The sequence below is a fragment of the Dokdonella ginsengisoli genome, from assembly GCF_042652785.1.
Classification (GTDB): Bacteria; Pseudomonadota; Gammaproteobacteria; order Xanthomonadales; family Rhodanobacteraceae; genus Dokdonella_A; species Dokdonella_A ginsengisoli.
The window spans coordinates 863938-890425 of record NZ_JBHSHD010000010.1 but is presented as its reverse complement, the minus strand read 5'-3'; the positions used below and the strand labels follow the sequence as shown (position 1 = coordinate 890425).

Here is a 26488-nt window from a genome sequence, read left to right as displayed (position 1 = left end):
CGCAGCGCCGGCCATCGGCCGCGCGGGAGAGGGAAGCATGCCGGGAAGGAAGGGAATCACGCTGGCCCTGTGCGCCGCGCTGGCGGCGTGTTCGGGCGCGGCGCCGGTCGCGCAGCGCGCCAACCGGCCGATGGCGGCCGGCTCGATCGTCGGCGCGCAGTCACCGCTGTGGGACACGCCGGCCAGCCTGGTCAGCGGCGACGCGCCGGTCTATCCGATCAACGAGTTCCTGACCGGCGGCGAAGGCCACGCCGAGGTCGAGTTCACGGTCACGCGCGAGGGCGCCACGCGCGACATCACGGTGCTCTCCGCGCGGCGTCCGGCGTTCGGGCGGCATCTCGCCGCCGCGGTGCGCGGCTGGCGCTTCGAGCCGGCCCGGATGGACGGGCTGGCGGTGCCCTCGACGCTGCGCATCGAGTTCGATTTCTCCATCGACCGCGGCTACAACGCGCCGCCGTCGCCGCGCGACCGCGAATACCAGCGCGAGCGCGCCGGCGGGCGCTGAGCACCGCCGGGGCGGCGTGGCGCCACGCACTTCCGGTGCGGACCGGCGCACACGGCGCGCGCTCCACGCGGCGCGCGAGATGAAGTTTTCTTAATTCGTCGGGGGCTTGGCGATTTCGCCGCCGGGACCTACCTTGATGCGCTGCATCAGCCTCCGCCCCCGGTACACGCATGATCGGAATCGTCCGCATCGCGCTGCAGCGCCCGTACACGTTCGTCGTGCTCGCGCTGCTGATCCTGATCGTCGGCCCGCTGGCCGCGCTGCGCATGCCCACCGACATCTTCCCGGAGATCCGCATCCCGGTCATCGCGGCGGCGTTCCAGTACACCGGCCTGCCGCCCGACCAGATGGCGGGGCGCATCCTGACCATCTACGAGCGCGTGCTGACGACGACGGTCAACGACGTCGAGCACATCGAGGCGAACTCGTACGCGGGCTTCGGCATCGTCAAGATCTTCTTCCATCCGGGAGTCGACGTCGCCACCGCCAACGCGCAGGTCACCGCGGTGTCGCAGACCGTGCTCAAGCAGATGCCGGCTGGCACCACGCCGCCGCTGATCCTCAACTACAACGCCTCGACGGTGCCGATCCTGCAGATTGCGCTGGCCGGCAAGGGCCTGTCCGAGCAGAACCTCGCCGACCTAGGCCTGAACACGATCCGCACGCGCCTGGTCACCGTGCCGGGCGCGGCGATCCCGTATCCGTTCGGCGGCAAGACGCGGCAGGTGCAGATCGACCTCGACCAGGCCGCGCTGCAGGCGCGCGGGCTGACCGGCCAGGACGTCGCCAACGCGCTCGCCGCGCAGAACCTGATCACTCCGGTCGGCACGCAGAAGATCGGCGCGTTCGAGTACACCGTGCAGCTCAACAATGCGCCGTCGGGCATCGCCGACCTCGGCGACCTGCCGGTCAAGGTCGTCAACGGCGCCACCGTCTACATCCGCGACGTGGCCCAGGTGCGCGACGGCAGCGCGCCGCAGACCAACATCGTGCACGTGGACGGCGCGCGTTCGGTGCTGCTGTCGGTGCTGAAGAACGGCGCCACCTCGACCCTGGACATCGTCGCCGGCATCAAGGCCAAGCTCGCCGAGATCAAGCCGGGCCTGCCCGACAACCTCGAGGTGACGCCGATCAACGACCAGTCGCTGTTCGTGCGCGCCGCGATCAAGGGCGTCGCGTTCGAGGGCGTGATCGCGGCGGCGCTGACCAGCATCATGATCCTGCTGTTCCTCGGCAGCTGGCGCTCGACCGTGATCATCGCGGTGTCGATCCCGCTGTCGGTGCTCGGCGCGATCGCCGCGCTGGCGGCGTTCGGCGAGACGCTCAACATCATGACGCTCGGCGGCCTCGCGCTGGCGGTCGGCATCCTCGTCGACGACGCCACGGTCACCATCGAGAACATCAACTGGCATCTGGAGCAGGGCAAGGACGTGGAGACGTCGATCCTCGACGGCGCCGCGCAGATCGTCACGCCGGCGTTCGTCTCGCTGCTGTGCATCTGCATCGTGTTCGTGCCGATGTTCTTCCTCGAGGGCGTGGCGCGCTTCCTGTTCGTGCCGATGGCCGAGGCGGTCATGTTCGCCATGATCTGCTCGTTCGTCCTGTCGCGCACCCTGGTGCCGACGATGGCCAAGTACCTGCTGCATCCGCATGCGCCGCACACCGACGTGCACGGCACGAACGAAGCGCTGCCGCGTTCGAGGAATCCGCTGGTGCGCTTCCAGCGCGGTTTCGAGGCGCGCTTCGAGCGCTTCCGCGAGGGCTATCGCGACCTGCTCGGGCTCGCGCTCGCGCACCGGCGCGTGTTCGTGATCGGCTTCCTCGTTTTCATCTGCGCCTCGTTCCTGCTGGCGCCGTTCCTCGGCCGCAACTTCTTCCCGTCCGTCGACGGCGGCCAGATCCTGATGCACGCGCGCGTGCAGGTCGGCACGCGCATCGAGGAGACCGCCAACCAGTTCGCCGCGATCCAGAAGACGATCCGCCGCATCATCCCGGCCGAGGAGATCGAGGTCATCGTCGACAACATCGGCCTGTCCAACAGCTCGATCAACCTCACCTACAACAACACCGGCGTGATGGGCCTGCAGGACGGCGACATCCAGATCGCGCTGAAGGAAGGCCACCGTCCGACCGCCGAGTACGTGAGGCAGCTGCGCGAACAGCTGCCGCGCGAATTCCCCGGCGTGACGTTCTCGTTCCCGCCGGCCGACATCGTCAGCCAGATCCTGAACTTCGGCGCGCCGGCGCCGATCGACCTGCAGATCCGCGGCGCCAACCTCGACGCGAACTTCGACTACGCGAACCTGCTGCTGCCGAAGATCCGCGCGATCCCCGGCATCGCCGACGCGCGCATCCAGCAGTCGCGCCGTTCGCCGATCTTCGACGTGGACCTCGACCGCTCGCGCGCGCAGAACGTCGGCGTGACCACGCGCGACGTGACCAACAGCCTGGTCGTCAACCTCGCCGGCAGCAGCCAGGTGGCGCCGACCTACTGGCTCAATCCGCAGAACGGCGTGTCGTATCCGATCGTGATGCAGACCCCGCAGTACGAACTCGATTCGCTCGCCGCGCTGGCCAACGTGCCGGTCAACGCCACCGGCGGCTCGCAGCAGGTGCTCGGCGGCCTGGCCACGTTCACGCGCGACCACGGCAACGCGCTGGTCAGCCAGTACGACATCCAGTCGATGGTGCAGATCAACGCGACCACCCAGGGCCGCGACCTCGGCGCGATCGCGGCCGACATCCGCAAGGCGATGGCCGCCACCGCGGGCCAGGTGCCCAAGGGCAGCTCGGTGGTCCTGCTCGGCCAGGTGCGCACGATGGAGAGTTCGTTCTCCGGCCTGCTGTTCGGCCTGCTCGGCGCGATCGTGCTGATCTACCTGCTGATCGTGGTGAACTTCCAGTCCTGGGCCGATCCGTTCGTGATCATCACCGCGCTGCCCGCGGCGCTGGCCGGCATCGTCTGGATGCTGTTCGCCACCTTCACGCCGCTGTCGGTGCCGGCGCTGACCGGCGCGATCATGTGCATGGGCGTGGCCACCGCCAACAGCGTGCTGGTGATCAGCTTCGCGCGCGAGAAGCTCGACGAACTCGGCGACGCGACGCAGGCGGCGATGGAAGCGGGCTTCGTGCGTTTCCGCCCGGTGCTGATGACCGCGCTGGCGATGGTCATCGGCATGGCGCCGATGGCGCTGGGCCTGGGCGAGGGCGGCGAGCAGAACGCGCCGCTCGGCCGCGCGGTGATCGGCGGCCTGATCTTCGCCACCATCGCCACGCTCATCTTCGTCCCCGTCGTTTTCAGCATCGTGCACCGCCGGCACGGCGAGAAGCCCGCGCCGCGTCCTGCCCTCGGAGATCTCCATGTCGTCGGATAAGAACGGACATCCCGCCGCGCGTTCGCGGCGCGGACTCAAGCTGGCCGGCGTGGCCGGCGTGGTGGTCGCCGGCGCCGTCGTCGTCACCGGCCTGCTCGCACGCGCGCACGGCAACGCGCAGCTGCGCGAGTGGACCGACGAGAACGCGGTTCCGACCGTCGCCGTGGTCGCGCCCGGTACGCGTGCCGACGCCGGCACGCTCGACCTGCCGGGCCGCCTCGAGGCCTATTCACGCGCGCCGCTGTACGCGCGCGTCAGCGGCTACGTGAAGAGCTGGACCGCCGACATCGGCGCGACGGTGAAGGCCGGCCAGGTGCTGGCGGAACTGGAAACGCCCGATCTGGACCAGCAGCTCGCACAGGGGCGCGCCGACCTGATCAGCGCGAAGTCGAACGCCGCGCTGGCCGAAACCACGGCCAAGCGCTGGCAGGCGATGGTCGCCACCGGCGCAGTGTCCAAGCAGGCCGCCGACGAGAAGACCGGCGACGCCGACACCAAGCGCGCGCTGGTGCAGTCGGCGCAGGCCAACGTCGACCGCCTGCTCGCCACCAAGGGATTCGCGCGCATCGTCGCGCCGTTCGACGGCGTGGTCACGGCGCGCAACACCGACATCGGCTCGCTGGTCAACGTCGGCAGCGCCGCCGGGCAGGAACTGTTCGTCGTGTCCGACACGAAGAAGCTGCGCGCCTACGTCAGCGTGCCGCAGAACTACGTGCCGAGCATCCCGACCGGAACCAAGGCGACCCTGACGGTTCCCGAACGTCCGGGCAAGCCGTATGTCGCGACGGTGGAATCCTCGTCGCAGTCGGTCAACGTCGCTTCCGGCACCACGCTGATGCAGCTGGTGATCGACAACACGGCCGGCGAGCTGCTGCCGGGCGGTTTCGCCAACGTGAGCCTGGACCTGCCGCGCAACGGCGCGCTGAACGTTCCGGCCAGCGCGCTGATCTTCGACCAGTCCGGCCTGCGCGTGGCCACCGTCGGCGCGGACGGCAAGGTCGCCCTGAAGACCGTGACCATCGCGCGCGACCTGGGCAAGGTGGTCGAGCTCGGCTCGGGCGTCGCGGCGGAGGACAAGGTCGTGGAGAGTCCGCCGGACGGCATCGCCGAAGGCGACGTCGTGCACATCGCCGAGGCGCCGGCCACCACGCAGGCGGCGGGCAAGGAAGGCGCCGGCAAGAAGGGCTGAAAAAGCTCCGCACGAGCCTGTGGCGTTCGTGCGGAGGCGGCGACGGTCGCTCAGAGGTGCGTGGAACGATCCCGTCGTTCCCGCACGGGCGGGAACGGCGGCGATCGGGTTTCCGGCATTCCCGCCGGCAGGCGTCGTCAGTCGATCTCGAACGATTGCAGCGAGACCGGGTTCGTCACGTGCAGGATGCCGGACATCTGCTGTCCGTGCACTTCGCACAGGTACGGAATGTCCGCGTGCCCGGCCGATTCAGGGATCGTGATCACCGCGGTCCACGCCGCGTTGCTGCCTTCGTTGTCGTCGGTGCAGTTGACCGCGCAGCGGAACGTGAAGCCAGCATTGGGATCCTGGTTGGTCGAAGCCACGTTGTGGAAGCCGCCGGCGTTGCTGAAGGTCACCGTGTCGCCGACCAGCACGTCCAGGCTCGACGGGGTGAAGACGAGCTGTCCGTTGCCGCCGACCGTGACGTCGTGATTGGCGGCGCCGGTGGAGCCGGAAGCGAGCAGGGCGGCGGCGAGCAGAGCGATTGGGGATTTCATGGGTACTCCGTTTCGTTGTGAAGAGTCTTTCGCGACCGCCGTGCGAGCGGCGGCCGGGTCCGGCGAGCGCGCGCCGGGTCGTGCGGGATGGAGTGGGATGGGGTCCTCCTGTGTGTTCCGGGTTCAGGGTGGAAGCGATGCGAGCCAGCCGGCGATCGCCGCGATGGCCTCGTCGTCGAGGCGATGCGCCACGCCGCGCATGACGAATTCGTTGCTGCTGGCGGCGGCGGACGATGCGTCTCGATACGCCTTCAGCCGCGCGGCGAGGTAGTCGGCCTGCTGCCCGCGCAGCGAGGGCCAGGTGGCCAATCGCGCGTCGGCGGGACCTTTCGCGTCCGCGCCGTGGCAGCCCTGACACGGCGGCGTGCCGCGCTGTGTGTCGCCGCGACGGAACAGGTCCTCGCCGCGCGCGGACGGCGCCGTGGCGACGGCCGGCTTCGCCACGGCCTGCGAGGAGAAATACGCGGCGAGGTCGCGCAGGTCGGCGTCGGCGAGATTCGCCGCCTGCGCCGTCATCGGCGATTGCGGCCAGGCGCCGCGCCTGAAATTCGCCAGCCGCCAGTACAGGTAGTCCGCCCGCTGTCCGGCCAGGCGCGGGAAGGCCGGCACGATCGAGTTGCCGTTCGGCCCGTGACAGGCGGCGCACACCGCGGCCTTGGCCGCGCCCGCGGCGGCATCGCCGCGGATCGGCGCCGCGCCGCGCAGGTCGAGCCATTCGCCGGCCGTCGCCCAGGTGCAGGAAGCGCCGAGCAGGACGAGGATCAGACGCACGTGCAGGAAGGGCTTCATCGTCGTCGCCTCACAGCCGCACGTCGAGCAGCACGCCGACCAGGTGCGCGCTGTAGTCTTCCGGCCCGCCGTCGGTGTAGACGCGGTGATCGATCACGCGGCGCGCGTCGAAGCCGGCGTAGTGCCAGTCGTCGATGCGGCCGCGTTCGTAGACGCCGAACACGCGCAGCGAGACGCGCTCCACGATGGGGAAGACCAGCGCCAGCGCCAGCGTGTCGACGCGGTAGCGCATCGGTGCGAACGCGCCGGCGCCGGGGTCGTCGTTGGGCACCGTGTCGGCCCAGGCCAGCGCCAGCGACGAGGCGTAGGAATAGGCGGTGATGCCGCGCGAATGCAGGCGGCTCCAGTCGAGGTCGAGGCGCGCGCGGCCGAAGTCGTGGCGCAGGTTCGCGCCCGCGCTGCGGTTGTGCTGCGTGTCGGTGACCCACCAGCGTCCGGCCAGCGGATAGGTCGCGCCGCCCAGGCGCGGATCGACGCCGTTGGCGTTGAGTTCGTTGACGTTGGCCTCGCGCAGGCGCGAGCGGTCGTAGCCGTAATAGGCGCTGGCCTGCGTACGCGGCGTCGGCTGCCAGTCCCACTGCAGCGTCGCGCCGAACGTCGAGTAGCCCTGGCGGCCGATGCGCGCGTCGTAGTCGTTCCAGTCGCCGCGCAGCGAAGCGGTGATCGTCATGTCCTCGCGCGGCGCCAGCGTCGCCATCAGGTTCACCTTGCGCTGGTCGCGGCTGGACAGGTCGTACTTGCGCATCGCGTCGACCGTGTGCGCCGGCACGCCGGCGCGCGGCGCGACGAAGCCGGGCAGGCTGCTCGACCAGGTGAACCCGTACGGATCTTCGTCGTAGCGGTCGCCGGTCTGCTTGAGGAAGGTGAGGCTGGCGCGCAGGGTCAGCCAGTCGAGGCTGCGGTTGATCCAGTTCAGCTTGAGGCTGCGGCTGTCGACCTCGCTGCGTTCGCGATTTGTCGGCTCGTAGCGCTCGAAGGCGAAGGTCGCGCCGAGCGTGTTGCGCTCGCCGAGCTTCCAGTCGGCGCCGAGGTTCGCGTCGATCGTCTGCAGGTCCAGCGGCAGGCTGCGGATGCGCGTCAGGTTGGAAGCGCCGGCGCCGGCATCCCAGATGCCGCTCTCGCCCGGCACCACGCTGCCCTGGCTGCCGTTCTCGCTGACGTAGCCGTACTGGCCGGTGAGCGGGTTGAGCATCAGATAGCCGTTGCGGTAGTCGTCGCGGTTGAAGCGCAGGCCGCCGCGCACGCTCAGGTCGGCGGTCGGCTGCAGCACGAGGCGCGCATCGAGCAGGGTCGTGTCGATCTGCATGTCGGCGCTGCGCCGCGACAGCGCGGCCGGCGTGTTCCACTGCGCGCAGTCGTACAGGAGCGGGTTCTGCGGCCCGGGCTGCAGGCTGCCGCCGGTGCCAATGCCGAACACGCCGCGGCAGTCGACCGGGGCGATCAGCGAATCGTCCTGGCGCATGCGGCCGACCGAGGCGGTCAGCGAGAACTCGCCTTTCAGCGGCAGCTTGCGCGTCAGCGCGGCCTTCAGGTTGTGGTAGTCGTTGTCCGGCTCGGTCGACATCTGGCCGGTGGTCAGCGGTGCCGACACCGAGCCGGGAACGACCGGCTGCAGCGCGTACGGCGTCTGGAAGGTGTAGCGCCGGTTGGCGTCGCGGTAGAGCGAACCGGAGTAGCCGAAATCCAGGCGCCACGCCGCGCCCGCGTAGCGCAGCCCGGCGGAGAGATGGATGGTCGAGTCGTCGATCGGCTTGACCGTCTCGAACACGCCGCCGTTGTCCGGGAACGGGAAGTTGAAGAAGAACGTGCCGCCGTACGGCCGCGCGCCCTTGCGCTGCTCGTTGCTGACGTTGGCGTACGCGCTCCACTGCGGCGTGAGGTACATGCCGTAGCCGAGGGTCTGCTTGGAGCGCTTGACCTTCAGCGTGCGCTCGCTCGCCGCCGCCGATACCGCGGCGACCTGTTCGGGCGTGCTGCCGCCCGGCGTCAGTCCGTCGGACAGGGTCAGCGTGTTCGTGCCGACGCCGTTCCAGATCGACTTCGCGTTCGCGCTGAGCACGTTGGAGATGTCGCGCAGGGAGGCCTGCAGCCGGTAGCTGCCGGCGCGTCCGAAGGCGAGCTGGTAGTACTGGTCGTCGTCGCTGACGCGCGTGGCGCGCAGGTTCGCGTAGCTGCCGTCGTCGGCGCGCTCGGCGTCGGCGGCGACGAGGCCGAGCACCGGGCCGGTGTCCCAGAACGCGTAGCGGTTCCACAGCGCGGCGCCGTCGTCGCCGCCGGTGCCGAGGTAGCCGAACTGCAGCACGCCGGAGTAGCGCCAGTCGCCACGCTCGTGCATCGGCGCGGACGCGGGCGGGCAGGCAAGCCGATGGCCGGTCGGCGTACGCCGCTGGCCCGGCACCAGCCACGACGTGCCGCGCTCGTCGCAGCCTTCGACGTTCGCACCGGCGGTCGGGTCGAGCTTGGTCGCACGCCAGGTGTCGACGCCGACGCCGCTGTCGGCATGAGCCATCGAGACACACCACAGCGCCGTCATTCCCGCGAACGCGGGACTGCGCAGACAGGTCGAACATCGCCACAGCGATGTGAGGGAAGCGAACGTTCGCGCAGCGATTGGCCCGAAGGGCAAGCTGCGGATGCAGTTTGCAATCCATCCTGATCCCGCCGCAGGGACGGCAATGGATTCCCGCTTGCGCGGGAATGACGAAGGGCGGGAAGTCGGCAGCAGCGTCATCGGATGCTTCCTCGACCTCACTCGTGGAACTTCGGCCCCGACGGCGCGTTCGAGCCGTGGATGTTGGCGTGGCAGGTCAGGCAGCCGCGGCCCATGATGCGTTCGTCCGGATGCGCGCCGGTCGCCAGCGACTGCGGCGTGTGCAGGTCGTTCGGATGGCGCAGCTGCGTGTGGCACTGCAGGCACAGGAACGGGATCGGCGCGACCAGCAGCGCGTGCTGGTTGGAGCCGTGCGGCGTGTGGCAGTTGAGGCAGTTCTCGCGCACCGGCGCGTGCTCGAACAGGAACGGTCCGCGCTTTTCGGCGTGGCACTGGTAGCAGGTCTCGTTGACCGTGTTGGTCTTCAGCAGCGGATCGGTCAGGCTGCCGTGCGGGTTGTGGCAGTCCACGCAGCTCATCTGGCCTTCCGGCAGCGGCATGTGCGAGCGGCGGTTGAATTCCAGGCGCACGTCCTTGTGGCATTGCGCACAGGTGTCGTTGATCGACGGCCGCGCGAGCGAACCTTCGACCGAGAACTTCGCCATCGGGTTGTGGCAGTCGCTGCACGACACGTCGTTGCGCTGGTGGATCGAGCCGAGCCAGTGGTCGCGCGGTCCGCCTTCGTGGCAGGTCAGGCAGGTTCGGGTCTGCACTTGGATCGGCGTGCCGCCGTTTTTGGTGTAGGCGATGATCGAGCCCTTGGTCAGCGGCGCCTGCGCGTGCTGCGAACCGGGTCCGTGGCAGGTCTCACACACCGGAATCGAGGCGTCGGCCTTGTTCGCCGCGTGCAGGCCGAGCGAATGCAGCGTATGCGTGAAATGCTCGGCTTCGAGCTGATGGCAGGCGAAGCAGGTGGCCTCGCCGACCGGCGTCGCCTCGGGCGCGCCCGGATTGGCGGCGACCTTCGCGCGCGCGAAACCCGGCGCGACGGGCAGCGGCGCGGACGCGCGCGCCTCATCCGCGTCGGACGCGCGCGCGCCGAACGGAGCCAGCCATGCCGCCAGGCACAGCGCTGCCGCGAGGATTCCGTTTTTCAGCAGGCGACCGCATTGATGCGCGGTCCGGGCACTTCCGTGCGACGGCATGGGGCGCGAGCCTTCGACTGTGCGAACGACCCTTGGTACCGGATCGAGGCCGGAAGGTTGTCGGCGCGCGCAGGCGCGCTCGCAGCGCCCTATTGCAGGCGGCGATAGAACGTGCTGCGGCTGATGCCGAGGCGGCGCGCGGCGGCGGAGGTGTTGCCGTTGCAGGCGGCGAGCGCTTCCTGCATTGCCAGGCGTTGCAGTTCGTCCATCGACGCGGCGCCGGCCAGCGACGGCGCGACCGGCGTGGACGCCTGTGCGCCGCGCAGGTTCGGCGGCAGCTGCGCGACGTCGACGACGCTGTCCGGCTCGGCCAATGCGAGCAGGCTGCGCAGCGTGCCGACCAGCTGGCGGAAATTGCCCGGCCAGGCCTGCGCGGCGAGCGTGGCCAGCGCGGCTTCGTCGAGCCGGACATTCGCCGCGGCGGCGCCGAGCGAGGTCCACAGCCGCACGATCAGCTCGGAGCGGTCCTCGCGTTCGCGCAGCGCGCGCAGGCGCACCGTCGCCTGCGCGATGCGGTAGTACAGGTCCGGGCGGAAGGTCTGTGCCGCCACGGCCGCCTCGAGATCGCGATGCGAGGCGGCGACCAGGGCGAAGTCGACGGCGACCGCACGGCCGCCGCCGAGCGGCGTCACCTCGCGTTCCTGCAGTACGCGCAGCAGGCGGCTCTGCAGCGCCAGCGGCATGTCGCCGATCTCGTCGAGGAACAGCATGCCGCCGTTCGCTTCGCGCAGCAGGCCCGGCGCGCCTTCGCGGCGCGCACCGGTGAACGCGCCGGGCGCGTAGCCGAACAGCTCCGATTCGATCAGGCTTTCCGGCAGCGCGGCGCAGTTGACGGCGACGAAGCCGGCCGCGGCGCGCGCGCTGCGCCGATGCAGTTCGCGCGCGAACACTTCCTTGCCGGTGCCGGTCTCGCCCTGCAGCAGGATCGGGATGTCGGCGTCGAGCAGGCGCACGGCGCGCGCGAGATCGGCGTCGAGCTGCGCGTCGAACACCGGTGCCGGCGCGCGCGGCAGCGGCGGCCGCGGCGTGGCGGCCGGCCTGGCGACGGCGATGCGCGTCGCGGCGCCGTCGCGGCGCGCGTGCAGCGTGGTGCCGAAATGGTCGCGCAGCAGGCCGTCGCGGCCGGCGCCGGGCAGCGCGCCGGCGAACAGCTCGTCGTAGCGGCGGCGGCCGAGTTCGTCCCAGCCGAAGCCGAACAGTTCCAGCGCGTGACGGTTGGCGGCCACCAGGCGATGGCCCTCGAACACCAGCAGCGCCTCGCGCGGCGTGCCGAGCAGGGCCGCGTCGCGATGGCAGCGGATCACCTCGCGGCCGTGGCAGACCTGCTCGAACAGGCGATGCTCGATCTGGTCGACCGCCAGGCGCACCATGCCGAGCGCGTGCACGTGCTGCACCGAGGCTTCGCCGGAGAGATCGAGCACGCCGGCAAGGCGGCCGCGCGGATCGAAGATCGGCGACGCCGAGCAGGACAGGATGCGATGCGGCTCGAAGTAGTGCTCCGCGCCGCGCACCTCGACCGGGCGGCGCTCGACCAGCGCGGTGCCGATCGCGTTGGTGCCGGTGGCGTTCTCGCTCCACGGCACGCCGGGCCGCAGCGCCACGCGCGCGGCCTTGTCGAGGAAGCGCGCGTCGCCGACCGCGTCGAGCACGAAGCCGTCGGGCCCGGTCAGGATCGCGATCGCGCCGGTGTCGTGCGCGTCGGCGTGCAGCGCTTCCAGTTCCGGGCGGCAGATGCGGCGCAGGATCTCGTGGCGGTCGTGCAGTTCGGTCAGCGCCGAGCTGGGGATCGGCTCCAGCTCGGGCCGCGCGCCGGCGGCGAGGCCGAGCGCGACGCAGCGCTGCCAGGATTCGAGGATCACGTTGGAGACCAGTCCGGTCGGCCGTTCGCCTTCGGCGAAGAAGCGCTGCCGGGCGATGCTGAGTCCGTGGTTGCTGGAGGAGCGGTTCATCGCGGCGATCCCGGGTGTCGCAATCTGCGACACCGTCCTGTGAGGGTGTAGCGCTAGTACACACCGTCGCGCAGGCGATGCAAGCGGATTGTCCGACGGCGCATGCTGCAGCGCGCAAGGAAAGAAAAAGTTCGCCTCCGCAGCGGCTGTTGCAGGTTGCTACGCTGCAGCAACGACGGCGGATGGCACGACCGGTGCTCCTGGGAGTTCGTCCCTTTTTCCGAGGAAGCCGTCATGACCAAGCTGGAACAACACAACCTCGCCGTGCAGGTGCCCTTCAAGAGCCGCTACGAGAACTACATCGGCGGGCAATGGGTGAAGCCCGTCGCCGGCCGGTACTTCGAGAACGTCACGCCGGTCACCGGCAAGGCGTTCTGCGAGATCGCACGCTCGGACAAGGACGACGTCGAACTCGCGCTCGACGCCGCGCACAAGGCCAGGGCGGCATGGGGCCGCACCTCGACCACCGAGCGCGCGAACATCCTCAACCGCATCGCCGACCGCATGGAGCAAAGCCTCGACCTGCTCGCGCACGCCGAGACCTGGGACAACGGCAAACCGCTGCGCGAGACGCGCGCCGCCGACGTGCCGCTGGCGATCGACCACTTCCGCTATTTCGCCGGCTGCATCCGCGCGCAGGAAGGCTCGATCGGCGAGATCGACCACGACACGATCGCCTACGAATTCCACGAGCCGCTCGGCGTGGTCGGCCAGATCATTCCGTGGAACTTCCCGCTGCTGATGGCGGCGTGGAAGCTGGCGCCCGCGCTCGCCGCCGGCAACTGCGTGGTGCTCAAGCCGGCCGAGCAGACGCCGGCGAGCATCCTGGTCTGGGCCGAGCTGGTCGGCGACCTGCTGCCGCCGGGCGTGCTCAACATCGTCAACGGCTTCGGCGTCGAGGCCGGCAAGCCGCTGGCGTCGAGCCCGCGCATCGCCAAGATCGCCTTCACCGGCGAGACCACGACCGGGCGACTGATCATGCAGTACGCCAGCCAGAACCTGATTCCGGTGACGCTGGAGCTGGGCGGCAAGTCGCCGAACATCTTCTTCGACGACGTCGCCGCGCGCGACGACGACTTCTTCGACAAGGCGATCGAAGGCTTCGTCATGTTCGCGCTGAACCAGGGCGAGGTCTGCACCTGCCCGAGCCGCGCGCTGGTGCACGAGTCGATCTACGAGAAGTTCATGAAGAAGGCGCTCGCGCGCGTCGCGGCGATCAAGCAGGGCAACCCGCTCGACCCGCAGACGATGATCGGCGCCCAGGCTTCCGGCGAGCAGCTGGCGAAGATCCTGTCCTACATCGACATCGGCAGGCAGGAAGGCGCCAAGCTGCTGGCCGGCGGCGAGCGCAACGTGCTCGGCGGCGATCTGGAGGGCGGCTACTACGTCAAGCCGACCGTGTTCGAAGGGCACAACAAGATGCGTATCTTCCAGGAGGAGATCTTCGGCCCGGTCGTGTCGGTGACCACCTTCAAGGACGAGGACGAGGCGCTGGAGATCGCCAACAACACGCTGTACGGCCTGGGCGCCGGCGTGTGGAGTCGCGAGGCGAACCGCTGCTACCGCTTCGGCCGCGCCATCCAGGCCGGTCGCGTGTGGACCAACTGCTACCACTTGTATCCGGCCAATGCCGCGTTCGGCGGCTACAAGCAGTCCGGCATCGGCCGCGAGAACCACAAGATGATGCTCGATCACTACCAGCAGACCAAGAACATGCTGGTCAGCTACTCGCCGAAGGCGCTCGGCTTCTTCTAGCCCGCGCACGCGGACGGCGCGCTCGCACGCGCCGTCCGCCGTCGGTTTCCTTGCAGGTGAAGAACGGGCCCGCGCGGCCCGCGGGGGCGGCTTGTCCGCGACGGCAGTCCGGCGCACGGGGACATGGGTCTTTCGGCGTCGACGAGGGGAGAACGTACATGCACGAACGGTTTCGAAGCGAAGGGGCGAGACGATGTGGCGCACCGCGCGCGCTGGCGGGCGCCTGCCTGCTCGCGCTCGCCGCAGCAGGTGGGCCGGCCGGTGCCGTCTCGATCCAGGGCGGCGACTGGGAACTGGACGTCGGCGGCATCGTCAACGCCTACTACACGGCGACGAGCTGCTCGGGCGACGCCGTCGGTGGCCTGGCGCTGGCCGGCCGCGCGCTCGGCTGCTCGGGCGAGAGCCACAAGACCTCGATCGGTAACGGCCTCCTGCCCAGCGGCCTGATCACCAAGTTCAAGACCACCCAGGACGGCATCGACATCGGCGGCACCGTCGGCATCATGGTGCACGCGGCGACGTCCTCGGGCGTGAACACCAACACCAACGTCGACGTGCGCCAGGCCTTCTTCACGGTCGGCACGGCCGAGGCCGGCACGGTGAAGATCGGCCGCGACTACGGCATCTTCGGCGCCAACGCGATCCTCACCGACATGACTTTGCTCGGTGCCGGCGCGCCGACACAGGCCACGCAGCGCGGCCGCGTCACGCTCGGTCACATCGGCGCCGGCTACACGTACCTGGGCACCTACGGCCAGATCGCCTACACCTCGCCCAGCTTCGGCGGCGGCTTCACCTTCAGCGGCGGCGTGATCAGTCCGGTCGACGCCGATCTGTACGTGTCCAAGGCGTATCCGCAGGTGCAGGCGCAGCTCGCCTACAAGACCGAAGGCGTCAAGGTGTGGGCCGGGGTGAAGTCGCAGAAGTTCTACGGCGCCAGCGGCAGCACGGCCGAAGGCGACAACTTCACCGAAGTGGCCGGCGAGGTCGGCGCCTCGCTCAGTGCCGGCGCGTTCGGCCTGCTCGCCAACGTCCAGTACGGCAAGGGCATCGGCATCCTGTCCGACGGCGACCAGGGCGACGTGAAGGGCCTGAACTACCTGCTGCAGGGCACCTGGAACTTCACCGACAAGCTGAAGTTCGGCCTGAACTACGGCAAGAGCGAAAACCGCGACGACGACGTCTACAACGACGCGCTCAACGCAAGCTTCAAGTCGAACGAGAACATCACCGGCGGCCTGTACTACAAGCTGACGCAGAGCGTGACCTTGGCCGGCGAACTGGGCGTGACGCGCTCGAAGGACTACCTCGGCCAGGAGGCCAAGCAATACGGCGGTTCGCTCGGCGGCATCGTGTTCTTCTGATTCCCGAACACGCGTGCGCCTGCCGCGCGACGCGCGACTTTTCCTTTCCACGACACGGAGTGACTCCATGGCTTCCCGATCCGCCCTGATCCCGCGCACGCTGCTGGCGCTCGCGATCGCCTCGTTCGCCGGCGCCGCCGCGGCTGCCGGCGACTATCCGGCCGTCACCGACGCGCGCCTGGCCGCCGCGGCCAAGGACGACGGCTGGCTGATGTACCGCCGCGACTACACCGGCTCCGGCTACGCGCCGTTCGACCAGATCAACGCCGGCAACGTCGCCGGCCTCAAGCTCGCCTGGGACCACACCGACGGGCTGCAGGTCGGCTACGAGTCGCCGCCGGTGGTCAACGGCAACTATCTCTACGTGACCACGCCGCGCAGCCGCGTGCTCGCGTTCGAGGCGAGCACCGGCAAGCCGCTGTGGAAGTACGAGCACGACCTCGGCGACGCCGGCCTGAAGACGGTGTGCTGCGACGTGGTCAACCGCGGCGTCGCGCTGTACGAGGACAAGGTCTATCTGGCGACCCTGAACAACGACGTCGTCGCGCTCGACGCGAAGACCGGCAAGATCAAATGGAAGAAGCGGCTGGAGAAGCCCGACCTCGGCTACGCGATGACCCTGGCGCCGCTGGTGGTGAAGGGCAAGGTGGTGGTCGGCGTGTCCGGCGGCGAGTACGGCGCGCGCGGTTACGTCGCCGCGTTCGACGCGAAGACCGGCAAGCTGCTGTGGAAGCGGCACACGATCCCGGCGCCGGGTGAGCCGGGCAGCGACACCTGGCCGAAGGGCGCCTACAAGACCGGCGGCGGCGCGGCCTGGCTCACCGGCACCTACGACGCCGACACCGACACGATCCTGTGGGGCGTCGGCAATCCCGGCCCGTGGCTGGCGACGATGCGCCCCGGCGACAATCTGTATTCCGACTCGGTGCTCGCCCTCGATCCGGCCAGCGGCAAGATCAAGTGGCACTACCAGTACACGCCCAACGACACCTGGGACTACGACGGCACCAACGAGCAGGTGCTGACCGACATCACGCGCGACGGCAAGACCTACAAGGCGCTGGTCTCGGCCAGCCGCAACGGCTGGTTCTACGCGATCGACCGCACCAACGGCAAGCTGATCTACGCCGAGAAGTTCGCCACCGCGACCTCGGTCACCGGCTTCGACGCCGACGGCCGCGCGATCACCGACCCGGCCAAGCGCCCCGACGTCGACAAGGAAGTGTTCACCTGCCCGAGCTTCCTCGGCGGCAAGAACTGGTGGCCGATCGCGATCAGCCCGGACACGCGCTACGCCTACGTGCCGACCCTGCATTCGTGCATGACGATCAAGGGCGTGCCGGTGAACTACAAGGCCGGCCTGCCGTACCTCGGCGCCTCGTTCAAGGTGCTGCACGATCCGGCCGAGAAGGACCATTGGGGATCGGTGCAGGCGATCGCGCTCGATACCGGCAAGCAGGCGTGGTCGTTCAAGTCCGAGCTGCCGTGGAACAGCGGCATGCTCGCCACCGCTGGCGGCGTGGTCTTCTCCGGCAGCGCCGACGGCTACCTGCATGCGTTCGACGCCAAGACCGGCAAGGTGCTGTGGAAGAGCCCGCAGGCGACCTCCGGCTTCCTCGGCGTGCCGAGCACCTGGCGCGTCGACGGCAAGCAGTACGTCGGCATCTGGGCCGGCTGGGGCGGCGCGTCGCCGATCTGGGGCGGCGAGATGGCCGAGGACCCGAGGGTGCGCAACATCCCGCTCGGCGGCCACCTGTACGTCTTCACGCTTTGATCCCGACGCCGTCCCGGCGGCACGCCGCGCGCGCCGCCGGGACGACTCCTCCAGAGACTTTACGCATGCCGAAAACCCATTCCGTTCCGAACGCCGCGCGCTGCGTCCTCGCGCTGGCCGCCGCGTTTGCTTGTTCCGTCGCCTTCGCCGCTTCGCCGGCCGGCGAGCTGTCCATTTGCATCGACCGCGCCAGCCCCGCCGCGCAAGCCGACGCGCGCTTCGCCGACGAGCTGGCCCGCGCCGCCGGTGCGACGCCGAAGCTGCACCGCTACGACGGCCGCGGCCGCGGCGACGACGACTTCTCGCTGCACGACTTCAAGAAGCTGCTCGGCGGCGACTGCCGCTTCGTCGTCGGCTTTCCCTACGACGAAGCGGCCGGCCCGCTGCCGCGCTACCTGAAGGCGACCGCGCCATATGCGCGCACCGGCTTCGTGCTGGTGACGCGCCGCGATTCGCCGTACGCGACGCTCGCCTCGATGCCGCAGGGCACGCACGTGGGCGTGGCCTACGACACCTTGCCCAACCACTACTTCCGCCACCATCCCGCTCTCGTGCGCGACATCTTCGAGGACGAGAACGACTCGCTCGCCGGGGTCGCCGGCGGCGAGGTGGCCGGCGCGATGCTGTGGCGCGCGGCGGTCGCCGCGCGTTTCGAACGTGCCGGCGATCGCGACGCGTTCCGCCTGCAGCCGATCGACGAGGACGGCTCGCAGTGGAACCTGGTCGCGCTGTACGGCAGCGACGACGACGGCGCGGCGGCGATCTTCGACGCGGCCATCGCGCGCCTGCGCGCCGACGGGCGCCTGGCCAGGACGCTCGGCGCCTACGCCGAGGCGGTCGGCGCGGCGGCCGCTGCGCAGGCCACCGCTTTCGCCGGCCGCCGCGCTTCCGTCAGGAGCCACCTGCGCTCGGCGCGCAGCTGCGCCTCGCCGAAGAAGGCGTCCAAGGTGCCGGCGCTGTTCACGCAGGCGCAGGCCGGCGAGGGCAAGTCGATCTACGAGGCGAAATGCAGCTTCTGCCACGCGCCCGACCTGACCGGCCGCGCCGGCCCGGCGCTGAAGGGCAAGTTCTTCGCCTCGCCCACGCACAAGTACAAGGTCGGCGACATCTTCACGATCGTCGCGCAGAACATGCCGGCGACCGCGCCGGGCAGCCTGACGCAGGAGGAGTACGTGAAGATCATGGCCTTCATCCTGCAGCAGAACGGCTATCCTGCCGGCGAGCAGGTGCTCACCTTCGACGCGGCGAAGGGTTCGAAGACGCCGCTGCGCTACTACGGCCAATGAAGCAGGAGGTCGCGCGATGGCATCCGTTCCGCTGCAGGTGATCGCGCTGCCGGCCGCCCTGGAACTCATCGGGCGCCTGCGCGCCCGGCACGGTCCGCTGCTGTTCCACCAGTCCGGCGGCTGCTGCGACGGCTCCTCGCCGATGTGCTACGCGCAGGACGAGTTCATCGTCGGCGACCGCGACGTGCAGCTCGGCGAGATCGGCGGCGCGCCGTTCTACATCAGCGCGCCGCAGTTCGAGTACTGGAAGCACACCCAGCTGATCATCGACGTGGTCGAGGGGCGCGGCGGCATGTTCTCGCTGGAGAACGGCGAGGGCGTGCGCTTCCTGGTGCGCTCGCGCCTGTTCGAGGACGACGAGGTCGAGGCGCTGCGCGCGGCCGGCCGCTTCGGCGACTGACGCGCCGGCCGTGCGACACGGCCGGCGCGTGGTCCGCCTTCGCGCTCAGTCGAAGCCGTCGGCGAAGATCGTGTCGCCGCCCTGGCCGACCTGCAGCGTCACCGGCACCGCGTACGGATACGGCGAGCCGCGGCCCGGCGTCAGGCACATCGAGCCGCGGTAGCTGCCGTCCGGACGGCTGCCGGCAGCGAACGTCGCCTGCAGCGGCACCACCGTGTCGGCGCCGATGCTGCCGCCGGCCGAGGACACCGTCAGCCAGTCCACCGCCGGCGTGTCCGCGCCGCAGGGATCGCTGGCCATCGTCTCGACGTCGAGCAGCAGGTGGATCCAGCCGAAGTGGGCTTCCTCGTAGGTGATCGGCTCGGCCTGGCCGCAGGTATCCGAGGCCCAGTACGCCGGTTGCGTCTCGCCGGCCTGGTTGCCGCCGGGGTAGAGGGTCGAGCCGGTGGCGGTGCCGTCGGGCATGCGGATCTCGGCCACCAGCACGCTGTCGCCGGTCACCGACAGCGGCGGGTCGAAGGTCACGCTCATCGCCTGCAGGCCGGAGTCGGGCAGGTCCAGAGTCTTCTCGCCGAGCAGGTGCAGGTTGGCGTAGACGAACTCGCCGTCGAGCTCGTACACGCGGATCGCCAGCGGCTGCGAGCCGGTCAGCGACGAGGCGTTGTTGACGGCGAAGTTGACCTTCGTGACCAGCACCTCGTCGCCCGGCGCGTTGCGCTCGGACAGGTCGAACCTGCGCATCCAGCTGTTCTGCCCGGAGAACACCGCGCGGCAGCCGAAGGTGATGTCCTGTTCGGGCTCGGTGCTCAGCGTCTGCACCCACGGCACGAGGGTCTTCACGCCCGGGTCGCCGCCGGCGCGCAGGGTCCAGTCCGCGCCGGCCGCGCCGGTGTTCATCAGCTCGAACGGGCGCTGCACGCCTTGTCCCGCGTCGACCTGCGCGGTCAGCGCCGGCGGATCGGTGACCACGCAGGCCTGCAGCGGCCGCAGGCCGAAGTCGGCGGTCGATTGCGTGCCCGCCGTGACCGCGAATTCGCCGCCGGCGTCCAGATGCTCCGCCGCGGACGCGGTCAGCGTGAACGGTCCGAGCGCGGAGTCGACCCAGTACCTGAAGCCGCCGTCGCCCGCGCTCGTCACCGCGTGCGCGGTGCCGTTGCGGTCGACGATGGCGACGTTGGCGCCGGCCAGCGGACGCGGATTCGCCTCGCAGTAGCCCAGGCTGCGCACGGTGCCGGCGAGCCAGCCCCACGAGGCCGGCGGCGTCACCGTCATCTGCGCGGTGACGTCGCCGAGCGACCAGTAGTACGGCGTGTTCTCCGACATCTGCACGGCGACCTCGTACACGCCCGGCTGCGGCACGTCGCGCGCGTCGAAGGTGGCGTTCAGCGTGCGCGACTCGCCGGCGGCGAGCGGGCCGGAGTCGGGCGCGAGGTCGAGGATCGGGCTCGAACTGACCGTGTTGAACAGGTGCACCTGGTCGACGATGACCCAGCCCCACGGCGGCGTCGCGGTGAAGTGGAAGCGCACGCGCACGTCGCTCGATCCGACGAAGGCGCTGATGTCGATCTCGATCAGCGCGCCCGGGCCCGCGCCGTTGTTGTCGCGCGTTTCGCTGTGCACCGTGGTCCAGGTGGCGCCGCCGTCGGCGGACACGTCCACGTCCAGGCGCGGCACGCTGTCGGCGCCGTCGAACAGCGACAGGAAGAAGCCGATCGAGGCGGTGTGGCTGCTGCTCAGGTCGAGCGGCGGCGAGATCAGCGAGGTGTCCGACTCCGCGCCGCCCCAGCACGGATACAGGTCGATGGCCGCCGCGTCGCCGTCGCCGGCGGCGTAGTTCTGCATGCGCTCGAAGTCGATCGGGCCCCAGGCGCAACCGCCGCTCGGATTGTCGACCGTCCAGCCTTCCGGCGGGAACGCGGCGCCTTCGAAGTGCTCCTCGATCGGTGCCTGCTCGAAGCCGAATTCCAGCGGCAGGGTGCCGGTGTTGCCGACGTCGACCGGCACCTGCCGCGTGGTGCCCAGTTCGACGCTGGCGGCGATGGTGGTCGGATACACGCGCAGGCGTCCGGCCGGCAGGGCGAGGTCGGCCAGCGTGTTCGCGCTGCTGGTCACGCTCGGCGTGGCGCTCGCGTCGCCGTAGCCAGCCGGCTGGCTGCCGCGCTGCGCGACCACGTTCGGCGTGCCGGCGGGTGCGTGGATCGTGTAGTAGCCGTCGCCGAGGTTCGGATCGGCGCTGGTCGCGGTGACCACCGTGCGGCCGCCGTCGACGCGCACCTGCGCGCCGTTGAGGCCGGCGCCGGTGTTGGCGTCGCGCACGTGGCCGAACACCAGGCCGCCGCCGGCGGGCGCGCTGCAGGCGCCGACCACGGCGACGTCGTCGACGCCCCAGCCGGTGCCGAACAGGTCATTGCCGGGCGTGGTGCCGTCGCTGGAGTGGAAGCGGATGCGCGTGGCCGGCGAGACCACGCCGGCCAGGCTGACCGCCTCGCGCGTCCACGGCTGGTCCCAGCTCGCGGCGGCGGGCACGCCGAGCGCGGTCCAGGTCGCGCCGCCGTCGGTGCTGGCCTCCACGCGCGCCTGCCCGTAGCCCTCCTTGAAGTAGAAGCTGTGATAGGTGAGCACCGGATCGGGCACGCCGGTCAGGTTCAGCGGCGGCGTCACCAGGTAGTCGACGCTGGCGTCGTTCTCCCAGCCCTCGCCGGCGCCGAGCTGATCGTTGGCCGCGGCGAAGCGGCCGTGCTCGGTGACCGGGAAGTAGCCGGTCGCCAGCTCCGTGCGCGTGCCGAACAGCCAGCCCAGGCCGTTGCTCGAGCGCGTCCAGCCGCTCGGCAGCGCGCTGCCGTTGTCCTCGAAATCCTCGCTCAGGCGCGACGTCGCGTAGGCGTAGCCGGGCGCCAGGCAGGCGACCAGGTCGGCCGACAGGGCGAAGTCCTGCGCGCCGCCGGTGATCGAGGCGACCTCGCGTGCCTGCGCTGCGTAGCCGGGGATGTCGCTGTCGACGTCGAAGCGGTAGCTGCTGCCTTCGGCGAGGCGGATCGAATAGCTGCCGGTGGCCGGATCGGTCCACACCGGCGCGCCCGGATAGCCGCTGACGACGATCCTGGCGTGCAGCGGCCAGCCGGTGGTCGCGTCGGTGACGCGGCCGTTGATCTTGTACGTGGCGGCGGTGGCGAGCTGCACGTCGTGCACCAGCGTGCCGTCGGGCTGCACGACCACGCCGGACTCGCTCGACGGCAGGTAGCCGTAGGCGGAAACGCGGATCGTGTAGCCGGACGCATTCACCGGCAGGCGGCGCACGTAGCGGCCGTCGTTCTCGGTGGTGCTCTGGTAGATGCGCACGTTCTCGTCGACGAAGATTTCCACCTTCGCGCCCGGCACCGGCCGGCCGCCCGCGTCGGTGACCGCGCCGCGCACGATGCCCTGCGGTCCGCAGGCGTGTGCGGCCGCCTCGACCGCGGCCGGCGCGTCGATCTCGCCCCAGCCGGTGGCGTAGTTGGGCACGTTGCCGGGGCCGGGCGGCGGCGAACCGCCGGAGGCGTAGTCGATCGGCCGCGCGGTCTGCATGATCATCGTGCCGAGCGTGGCGTAGTCGCCGCGCAGGCACTCGCCGGCCTCCAGCATCAGCGCCACCAGGCCGCTGATGTGCGGCGTCGACATCGAGGTGCCGGTCATCGGCTCGTAGGCGTTGCCGCCGTCGAACGAGGAGATCACGTCCACGCCCGGCGCGACGACCTGCGGCTTGAGCGTCGGCCAGCCGCGCGGATCGGGATAGTTCGGCAGGCCCAGGCTGCTCTCGGCGCTCGGGCCCCACAGCGAATGCGCCGCGTACAGGCCGTCGTGGTTGCCGGTCGAGCCGACCGCGAAGGCGGCGCCGAGCGAGGCCGGGCTGAGCACCGTCGACAGGCCGGCCGGTTCGGGGAAGCCGCACGAGGCGGCGTTGCCGGCGGCGAAGGCCGGGAAGATGCCGGCGGCGATCCAGTTCTCGACGATCTCGCGGTAGAAGTCGTTGGCGGTGCCGTCGCAGGTGTTGCTGCCCCAGGAATTGTTGACGACCTGCGGGCGCAGGTCCGGGTCGGGCGCGCTGCCGTCGGTACGCGTCGGCGCGAGCATGAACTGGCCGCAGGCGGGCAGGGTGAATTCGGTGCCTTCGTCCTCGAGCAGGCCCTGGCAGGCGATCCAGCGCGCGCCCGGCGCCATGCCGATGTGCTTGCGCTGCGCCGGATCGGCGGCGCCGTTGTCGCCGACCATGATGCCGGTGACGTGGTTGCCGTGGCCGCCGCCGGAGATCGGCGTGTCGCCGTGGCCGCTCGGCGCGAACCAGTTGTAGTTGTGGTCGACGCCGGCCGCACCGTGGTTGCCGCGGTACTGCCGCCACAGCGCCTCGTGCGTGGCGTACACGCCGTCGTCGATGAGGCCGACGGTGACGCCGTCGCCGGTGGTGCCGTTGGCCCAGACGCGGTCGGCGCCGACCTGGGCGATGTTCGGCGCGACGCCGTCGGCGTTCAGCGCCACCGTCCTGGCCGGGTTCGACGGCTCGGGCTTGACCAGCGCTGCCTTCGGCACCTCGCGGATGCGCGCCACTTCGTTGAACGCGGCGCTCGCCTGCAAGGTGGCGAGGTCGCCGTCCCTGACCACGATCGCGTTCTTGATCCAGTACGCCTCGTAGCGCGCGCCGCGCCGGTCGAGCATCGCGCGCACGTGCGCCTGGCTGCGCTGCGCGGCCGCGCTCAGCTGCTCGTGGACGTAGCGGCCGCGCTGGATCCAGTCCATGCGCAAGGCCGGCGACAGGTCCGGGCGCTCGCGGAATTCGATCGCGAAGGTGCGCTTGCCGCCGGACATCAGCGCGCGATGCAGCGCTGCGGCGACGTCGACCGGCGCCGGGGCGCCGCTCGGACCGGCGCCGCCGGCGCCCGGCACGACGGCCGTGCGCGGCGTGCCGGCGACGGGCGCGACCGCGGCCAGGCCGCTGCCGACGGTCAGCGTCGCGGCGCACAGGACGGAAGCGACGACGCCGAGCCAGGCGCGACGGTGCGGCGGGCGCCGCTTCGGAAATGGATGATCCCCAGGCATGGTGTTTCCTCGATCTCGGCAGGAGCAATGGGCGATGCGGCCCCGGCGCGCGCAGCGGCGGCGGCAGGGCGGATCGTCCGGCCGACCCTAGGCGAGGCCGTGCCGGACATGCATTCGCGCCGGCTTTACGCTGCCTTTGCTGCCCCTTATTTCCAAGCGCGATCAGGCGCTTGCATCCTCCGCCGGCGGCGGCCCGGCGACCGCGCGCGCGCCGTGGCGTGTTCCTTCGCGCGCGCTTTGCCGCCGCCTTGTTCCGCCGCACGGGAGCGCGGCGGCGCGGGCTCCGCCTCAGCGCTTCACCGTCGCCTCGTCCTCGAGCGCGGGCGGCAGCACGCGTTCGCCGGCCAGGCGCCGCACCTGCGCCATCGCGTTGCGCGTCGGCGCCGGCTGGCCGAGGGCGTGATACAGGCGCAGCTGCAGCAGGGCGGCGTCGTAGCTGCGCGGCGCCCAGCTCGCCACGCGCGCGGCGACCGCACCGGCGCGGGCGAGGTCGCCGCCGCGGATCAGCCACTGCGCGTAGGAACCGCACACCTCGAGCAGATCCTCCGGCACGCGCGCCGCAGCGGCCTGCGCCAGCGCCCGCTCGTAGGCGGCGCCGGCGGCGGCCTGCTCGCCGGCCGCGGCCGCCTGCTCGGCCGCCGCCAGCGCGGCGAACAGGCGCGGCGCCGAGGCTTCGTCCGCGCCGGCCCACTCGCTCATCTTCGCCGCGTTGGCGGCGGCCTGTGCTGATCCCTGCACGATCTGCGCGCGGATCTGCACCAGCCACGCGCCGGCGCGTTCGCGCGGCGTTTCCGCCTCCCAGGTCTTTTCCAGCGCGGCGGCCGACAGGCGTGCGGCTTCCGGCGCGTCGCCGGCGGCCAGCGCCATGCGCGCGGCGATGATGCGGGCCGAGCCGAGCAGCGGTTCGTCGCCGCTGGCGCCGGCTTCGTCGATCACCCCGCGCAGCAGCGTGCGCGCCTGCGCGATGCGGCCGTTGGCGTCGAGTGCGTCGACGCGTGCCAGGCTCGCGTAGCGCGCGTACTGCGGATTGCGCTCGCGCGCGACCAGCCCGCGCAGGCGCGGCTCGCCGGCCAGCGCCGCGGCCGGATCGAGCAGGGCCAGGTGCGCGTACGACGCGGCGACGCGCACGAACAGCTCGCTGCTGAGGTCGTGGAACGTCGCCAGCCGCTCGGCCGAACCTTCGAGCAGGGGCAGCGCTTCGGCGTAGCGTTCGCGACGCGCCTCGAGGATGCCGAGATTGGCGTCGACGCGCGCGATGCCGAAGCGGTCGCCGGTGCTCTCGAACACGACGCGGCCCTGCGCGAAGTCGGCCACCGCCTCGTCGAAGCGGAACTGCGCGCTGCGCGAGATCGCCCGGCCGACGAAGGCGTTGCCGAGTTCGACCGACGGCGTGAGCGCGCCGAGCAGGGCGATCGACTGCTCGGCGATGCGCTCGACCGCCGGATAATCGTCGCGGCGCAGGAAGATGTTGCCCAGCCCGTTGAGCACGCGTGCGTGCCGCAGCGGATCGTCGGCGACCGAGGCGGCGCCGAGCAGGTCCTCGTACTCCTTCTGCGCGGCGTCGAGATGGCCGCTCTGGAAATCCACCGCGGCGCGGCGCGAGCGCACGTCGGGCAATGCGCGCTGCTCGGTGTCGAGGCTGTCGAGCAGGGCGCGCGCGGTGTCCGGCTGGTCGGCCAGCCGCGCCGCGTCGACCTGCTGCAGCAGGCCGGCCAGGGCGCGTTCGCGCGGCGGCAGCAGGTCGCCGTCGGCCGGCGGCGTGAGGCCGAGCGCACGTGCGGTGCGATCGGCGGCGGCGCGCGTCGCCTCGAGCAGGTCGCGCGCCTCGCCCTCGGCCAGCAGCGGCGGATCGCGGCCGTGCAGGCTGCGCACGGAAACGCGCCAGTAGCCGCCGGACTGCTGCGCCTGCGCGTCGAGCACCAGCCCGGCCGCGGTCGACTGCGCCAGTTCCTGCGCGGCGGCGGCGTCGACCGGCGCGTCGCCGCGTCCGCGCAGCAGGGCGATCACGTTGTCGCTCGGCAGCATCGGCTGGCCGGAACCGCGCAGCCGGTCGGCGATCAGGTCCATCGCGCCGAGTCGGGCCCAGGCGTAGCGCGCCTCGCCCTCGATCGTCACCGGCAGCAGCAGGCCGAGCCGCGCCGACGCGGCCGTCGGCGGCGCCGTGCGCGACACGGTGGCGTAGCGGATCGCCGCGCCGGCGCCGGCGAGCACCAGCAGCAGCGCCGCGGCGGCGAACCAGCGGCGTGCGCCGGCCCGCGGCGGTGTCGCGCGCGCGGGCGCTTCGTCCGGCGCTGCAGCCGGCACATCAGGCGCTGCCGCATCCGGCATCAGCGGGCCGTCCGCGGCATCTTCGACCGCCACCGTCGGCGCGACCCAGGAAAAGCCGAAGCGCGGCACCGTGCGGATCACGCGGCGCTCGCCGTCGGTGTCGCCGAGTGCGCGGCGTGCGCGCAGCATGATCTGGTCGAGCAGGTTGTCGGCGACTTCGGTGCGGCCCCACACCGCCGCGATCAGCTCGTCGCGGCCGACCGCGCGCTCGCGATGCTCGGCGAGGTAGGCGATGCAGTCGAACACCTTCGGCGGCAGGTTCAGCAGTTCGTCGTCGCGGCGCAGCTCGCGTCGTGCCGGGTCGAGCAGGAATCGTTCGAAGCGAAGCTGAGGCAAAACAGGATGTCCGTTCGGTGGCGGCGTCGCGGCGC

At 71.0% G+C, this 26488-nt stretch carries 15 protein-coding genes; 8 read left to right on the top strand and 7 right to left on the bottom strand.

What is annotated here, in order from left to right; genetic code table 11:
* The first annotated feature begins 37 nt into the window (after nt 1-37).
* From ACFO6Q_RS16005 to ACFO6Q_RS15995, 3 genes are all read left to right on the top strand, one after another.
* Complete coding sequence (locus ACFO6Q_RS16005; RefSeq protein ID WP_380022103.1) at nt 38-505, top strand: TonB family protein; 468 nt, start codon at nt 38-40, stop codon at nt 503-505.
* Between the two features lie 170 nt (nt 506-675).
* A complete protein-coding gene (locus tag ACFO6Q_RS16000; RefSeq protein WP_380022102.1) occupies nt 676-3879 on the top strand; it encodes an efflux RND transporter permease subunit in 3204 nt (1067 codons plus the stop codon).
* Nucleotides 3866-5068 carry an efflux RND transporter periplasmic adaptor subunit gene (locus ACFO6Q_RS15995; protein WP_380022101.1) on the top strand — a complete coding sequence of 401 codons (1203 nt, stop codon included), beginning with the start codon at nt 3866-3868 and terminating at the stop codon, nt 5066-5068. The genes ACFO6Q_RS16000 and ACFO6Q_RS15995 overlap by 14 nt, the downstream gene beginning before the upstream one ends.
* A 137-nt stretch (nt 5069-5205) precedes the next feature.
* Here ACFO6Q_RS15995 and ACFO6Q_RS15990 read toward each other — a convergent pair whose 3' ends face one another.
* The 5 genes from ACFO6Q_RS15990 to ACFO6Q_RS15970 all read right to left on the bottom strand — a co-directional run bounded on the left by ACFO6Q_RS15990 (nt 5206) and on the right by ACFO6Q_RS15970 (nt 12140).
* Nucleotides 5206-5607, bottom strand: coding sequence for a cupredoxin domain-containing protein (locus ACFO6Q_RS15990; RefSeq protein WP_380022100.1), 402 nt, complete (start codon nt 5605-5607; stop codon nt 5206-5208).
* A 123-nt stretch (nt 5608-5730) separates the two neighbouring features.
* The gene (locus ACFO6Q_RS15985) at nt 5731-6396 is read right to left on the bottom strand and encodes a c-type cytochrome (protein ID WP_380022099.1); all 666 of its coding nucleotides are present in this window, start codon (nt 6394-6396) and stop codon (nt 5731-5733) included.
* 10 nt (nt 6397-6406) lie between these two features.
* On the bottom strand, nt 6407-8905 hold the full coding sequence (locus ACFO6Q_RS15980; protein WP_380022098.1) for an MtrB/PioB family outer membrane beta-barrel protein: 2499 nt from the start codon (nt 8903-8905) through the stop codon (nt 6407-6409).
* 239 nt (nt 8906-9144) lie between these two features.
* Nucleotides 9145-10191: a DmsE family decaheme c-type cytochrome gene (locus tag ACFO6Q_RS15975; protein WP_380022097.1), complete on the bottom strand. Its 1047-nt coding sequence runs from the start codon at nt 10189-10191 to the stop codon at nt 9145-9147.
* Between the two features lie 89 nt (nt 10192-10280).
* Nucleotides 10281-12140, bottom strand: coding sequence for a sigma-54-dependent Fis family transcriptional regulator (locus ACFO6Q_RS15970; RefSeq protein WP_380022096.1), 1860 nt, complete (start codon nt 12138-12140; stop codon nt 10281-10283).
* Between the two features lie 234 nt (nt 12141-12374).
* On the opposite strand from ACFO6Q_RS15970, the gene adh reads away from it, so the two are divergent.
* The 5 genes from adh to ACFO6Q_RS15945 all read left to right on the top strand — a co-directional run bounded on the left by adh (nt 12375) and on the right by ACFO6Q_RS15945 (nt 18719).
* Nucleotides 12375-13895, top strand: coding sequence for an aldehyde dehydrogenase (adh, locus tag ACFO6Q_RS15965; protein ID WP_380022095.1), 1521 nt, complete (start codon nt 12375-12377; stop codon nt 13893-13895).
* Nucleotides 13896-14053: 158 nt separating this feature from the next.
* Nucleotides 14054-15259 carry a porin gene (locus ACFO6Q_RS15960; RefSeq protein WP_380022094.1) on the top strand — a complete coding sequence of 402 codons (1206 nt, stop codon included), beginning with the start codon at nt 14054-14056 and terminating at the stop codon, nt 15257-15259.
* A gap of 67 nt (nt 15260-15326) precedes the next feature.
* Entirely contained in the window at nt 15327-17033 is a 1707-nt protein-coding gene (locus ACFO6Q_RS15955; protein WP_380022093.1) for a methanol/ethanol family PQQ-dependent dehydrogenase, read from the top strand.
* A gap of 65 nt (nt 17034-17098) precedes the next feature.
* A complete protein-coding gene (locus ACFO6Q_RS15950) occupies nt 17099-18319 on the top strand; it encodes a c-type cytochrome (protein WP_380022092.1) in 1221 nt (406 codons plus the stop codon).
* A 16-nt stretch (nt 18320-18335) separates the two neighbouring features.
* Entirely contained in the window at nt 18336-18719 is a 384-nt protein-coding gene (locus tag ACFO6Q_RS15945) for a DUF779 domain-containing protein (protein ID WP_380022091.1), read from the top strand.
* Between the two features lie 45 nt (nt 18720-18764).
* Here the strand turns inward: ACFO6Q_RS15945 and ACFO6Q_RS15940 are convergent, their stop codons facing one another.
* Nucleotides 18765-23789 (bottom strand): S8 family serine peptidase, encoded by a 5025-nt coding sequence (locus ACFO6Q_RS15940; RefSeq protein WP_380022090.1) that lies wholly within the window; start codon nt 23787-23789, stop codon nt 18765-18767.
* Nucleotides 23790-24077: 288 nt separating this feature from the next.
* Nucleotides 24078-26453, bottom strand: a complete 2376-nt coding sequence (locus ACFO6Q_RS15935) for a winged helix-turn-helix domain-containing protein (protein ID WP_380022089.1) — start codon at nt 26451-26453, stop codon at nt 24078-24080.
* Nucleotides 26454-26488 lie beyond the last annotated feature (35 nt).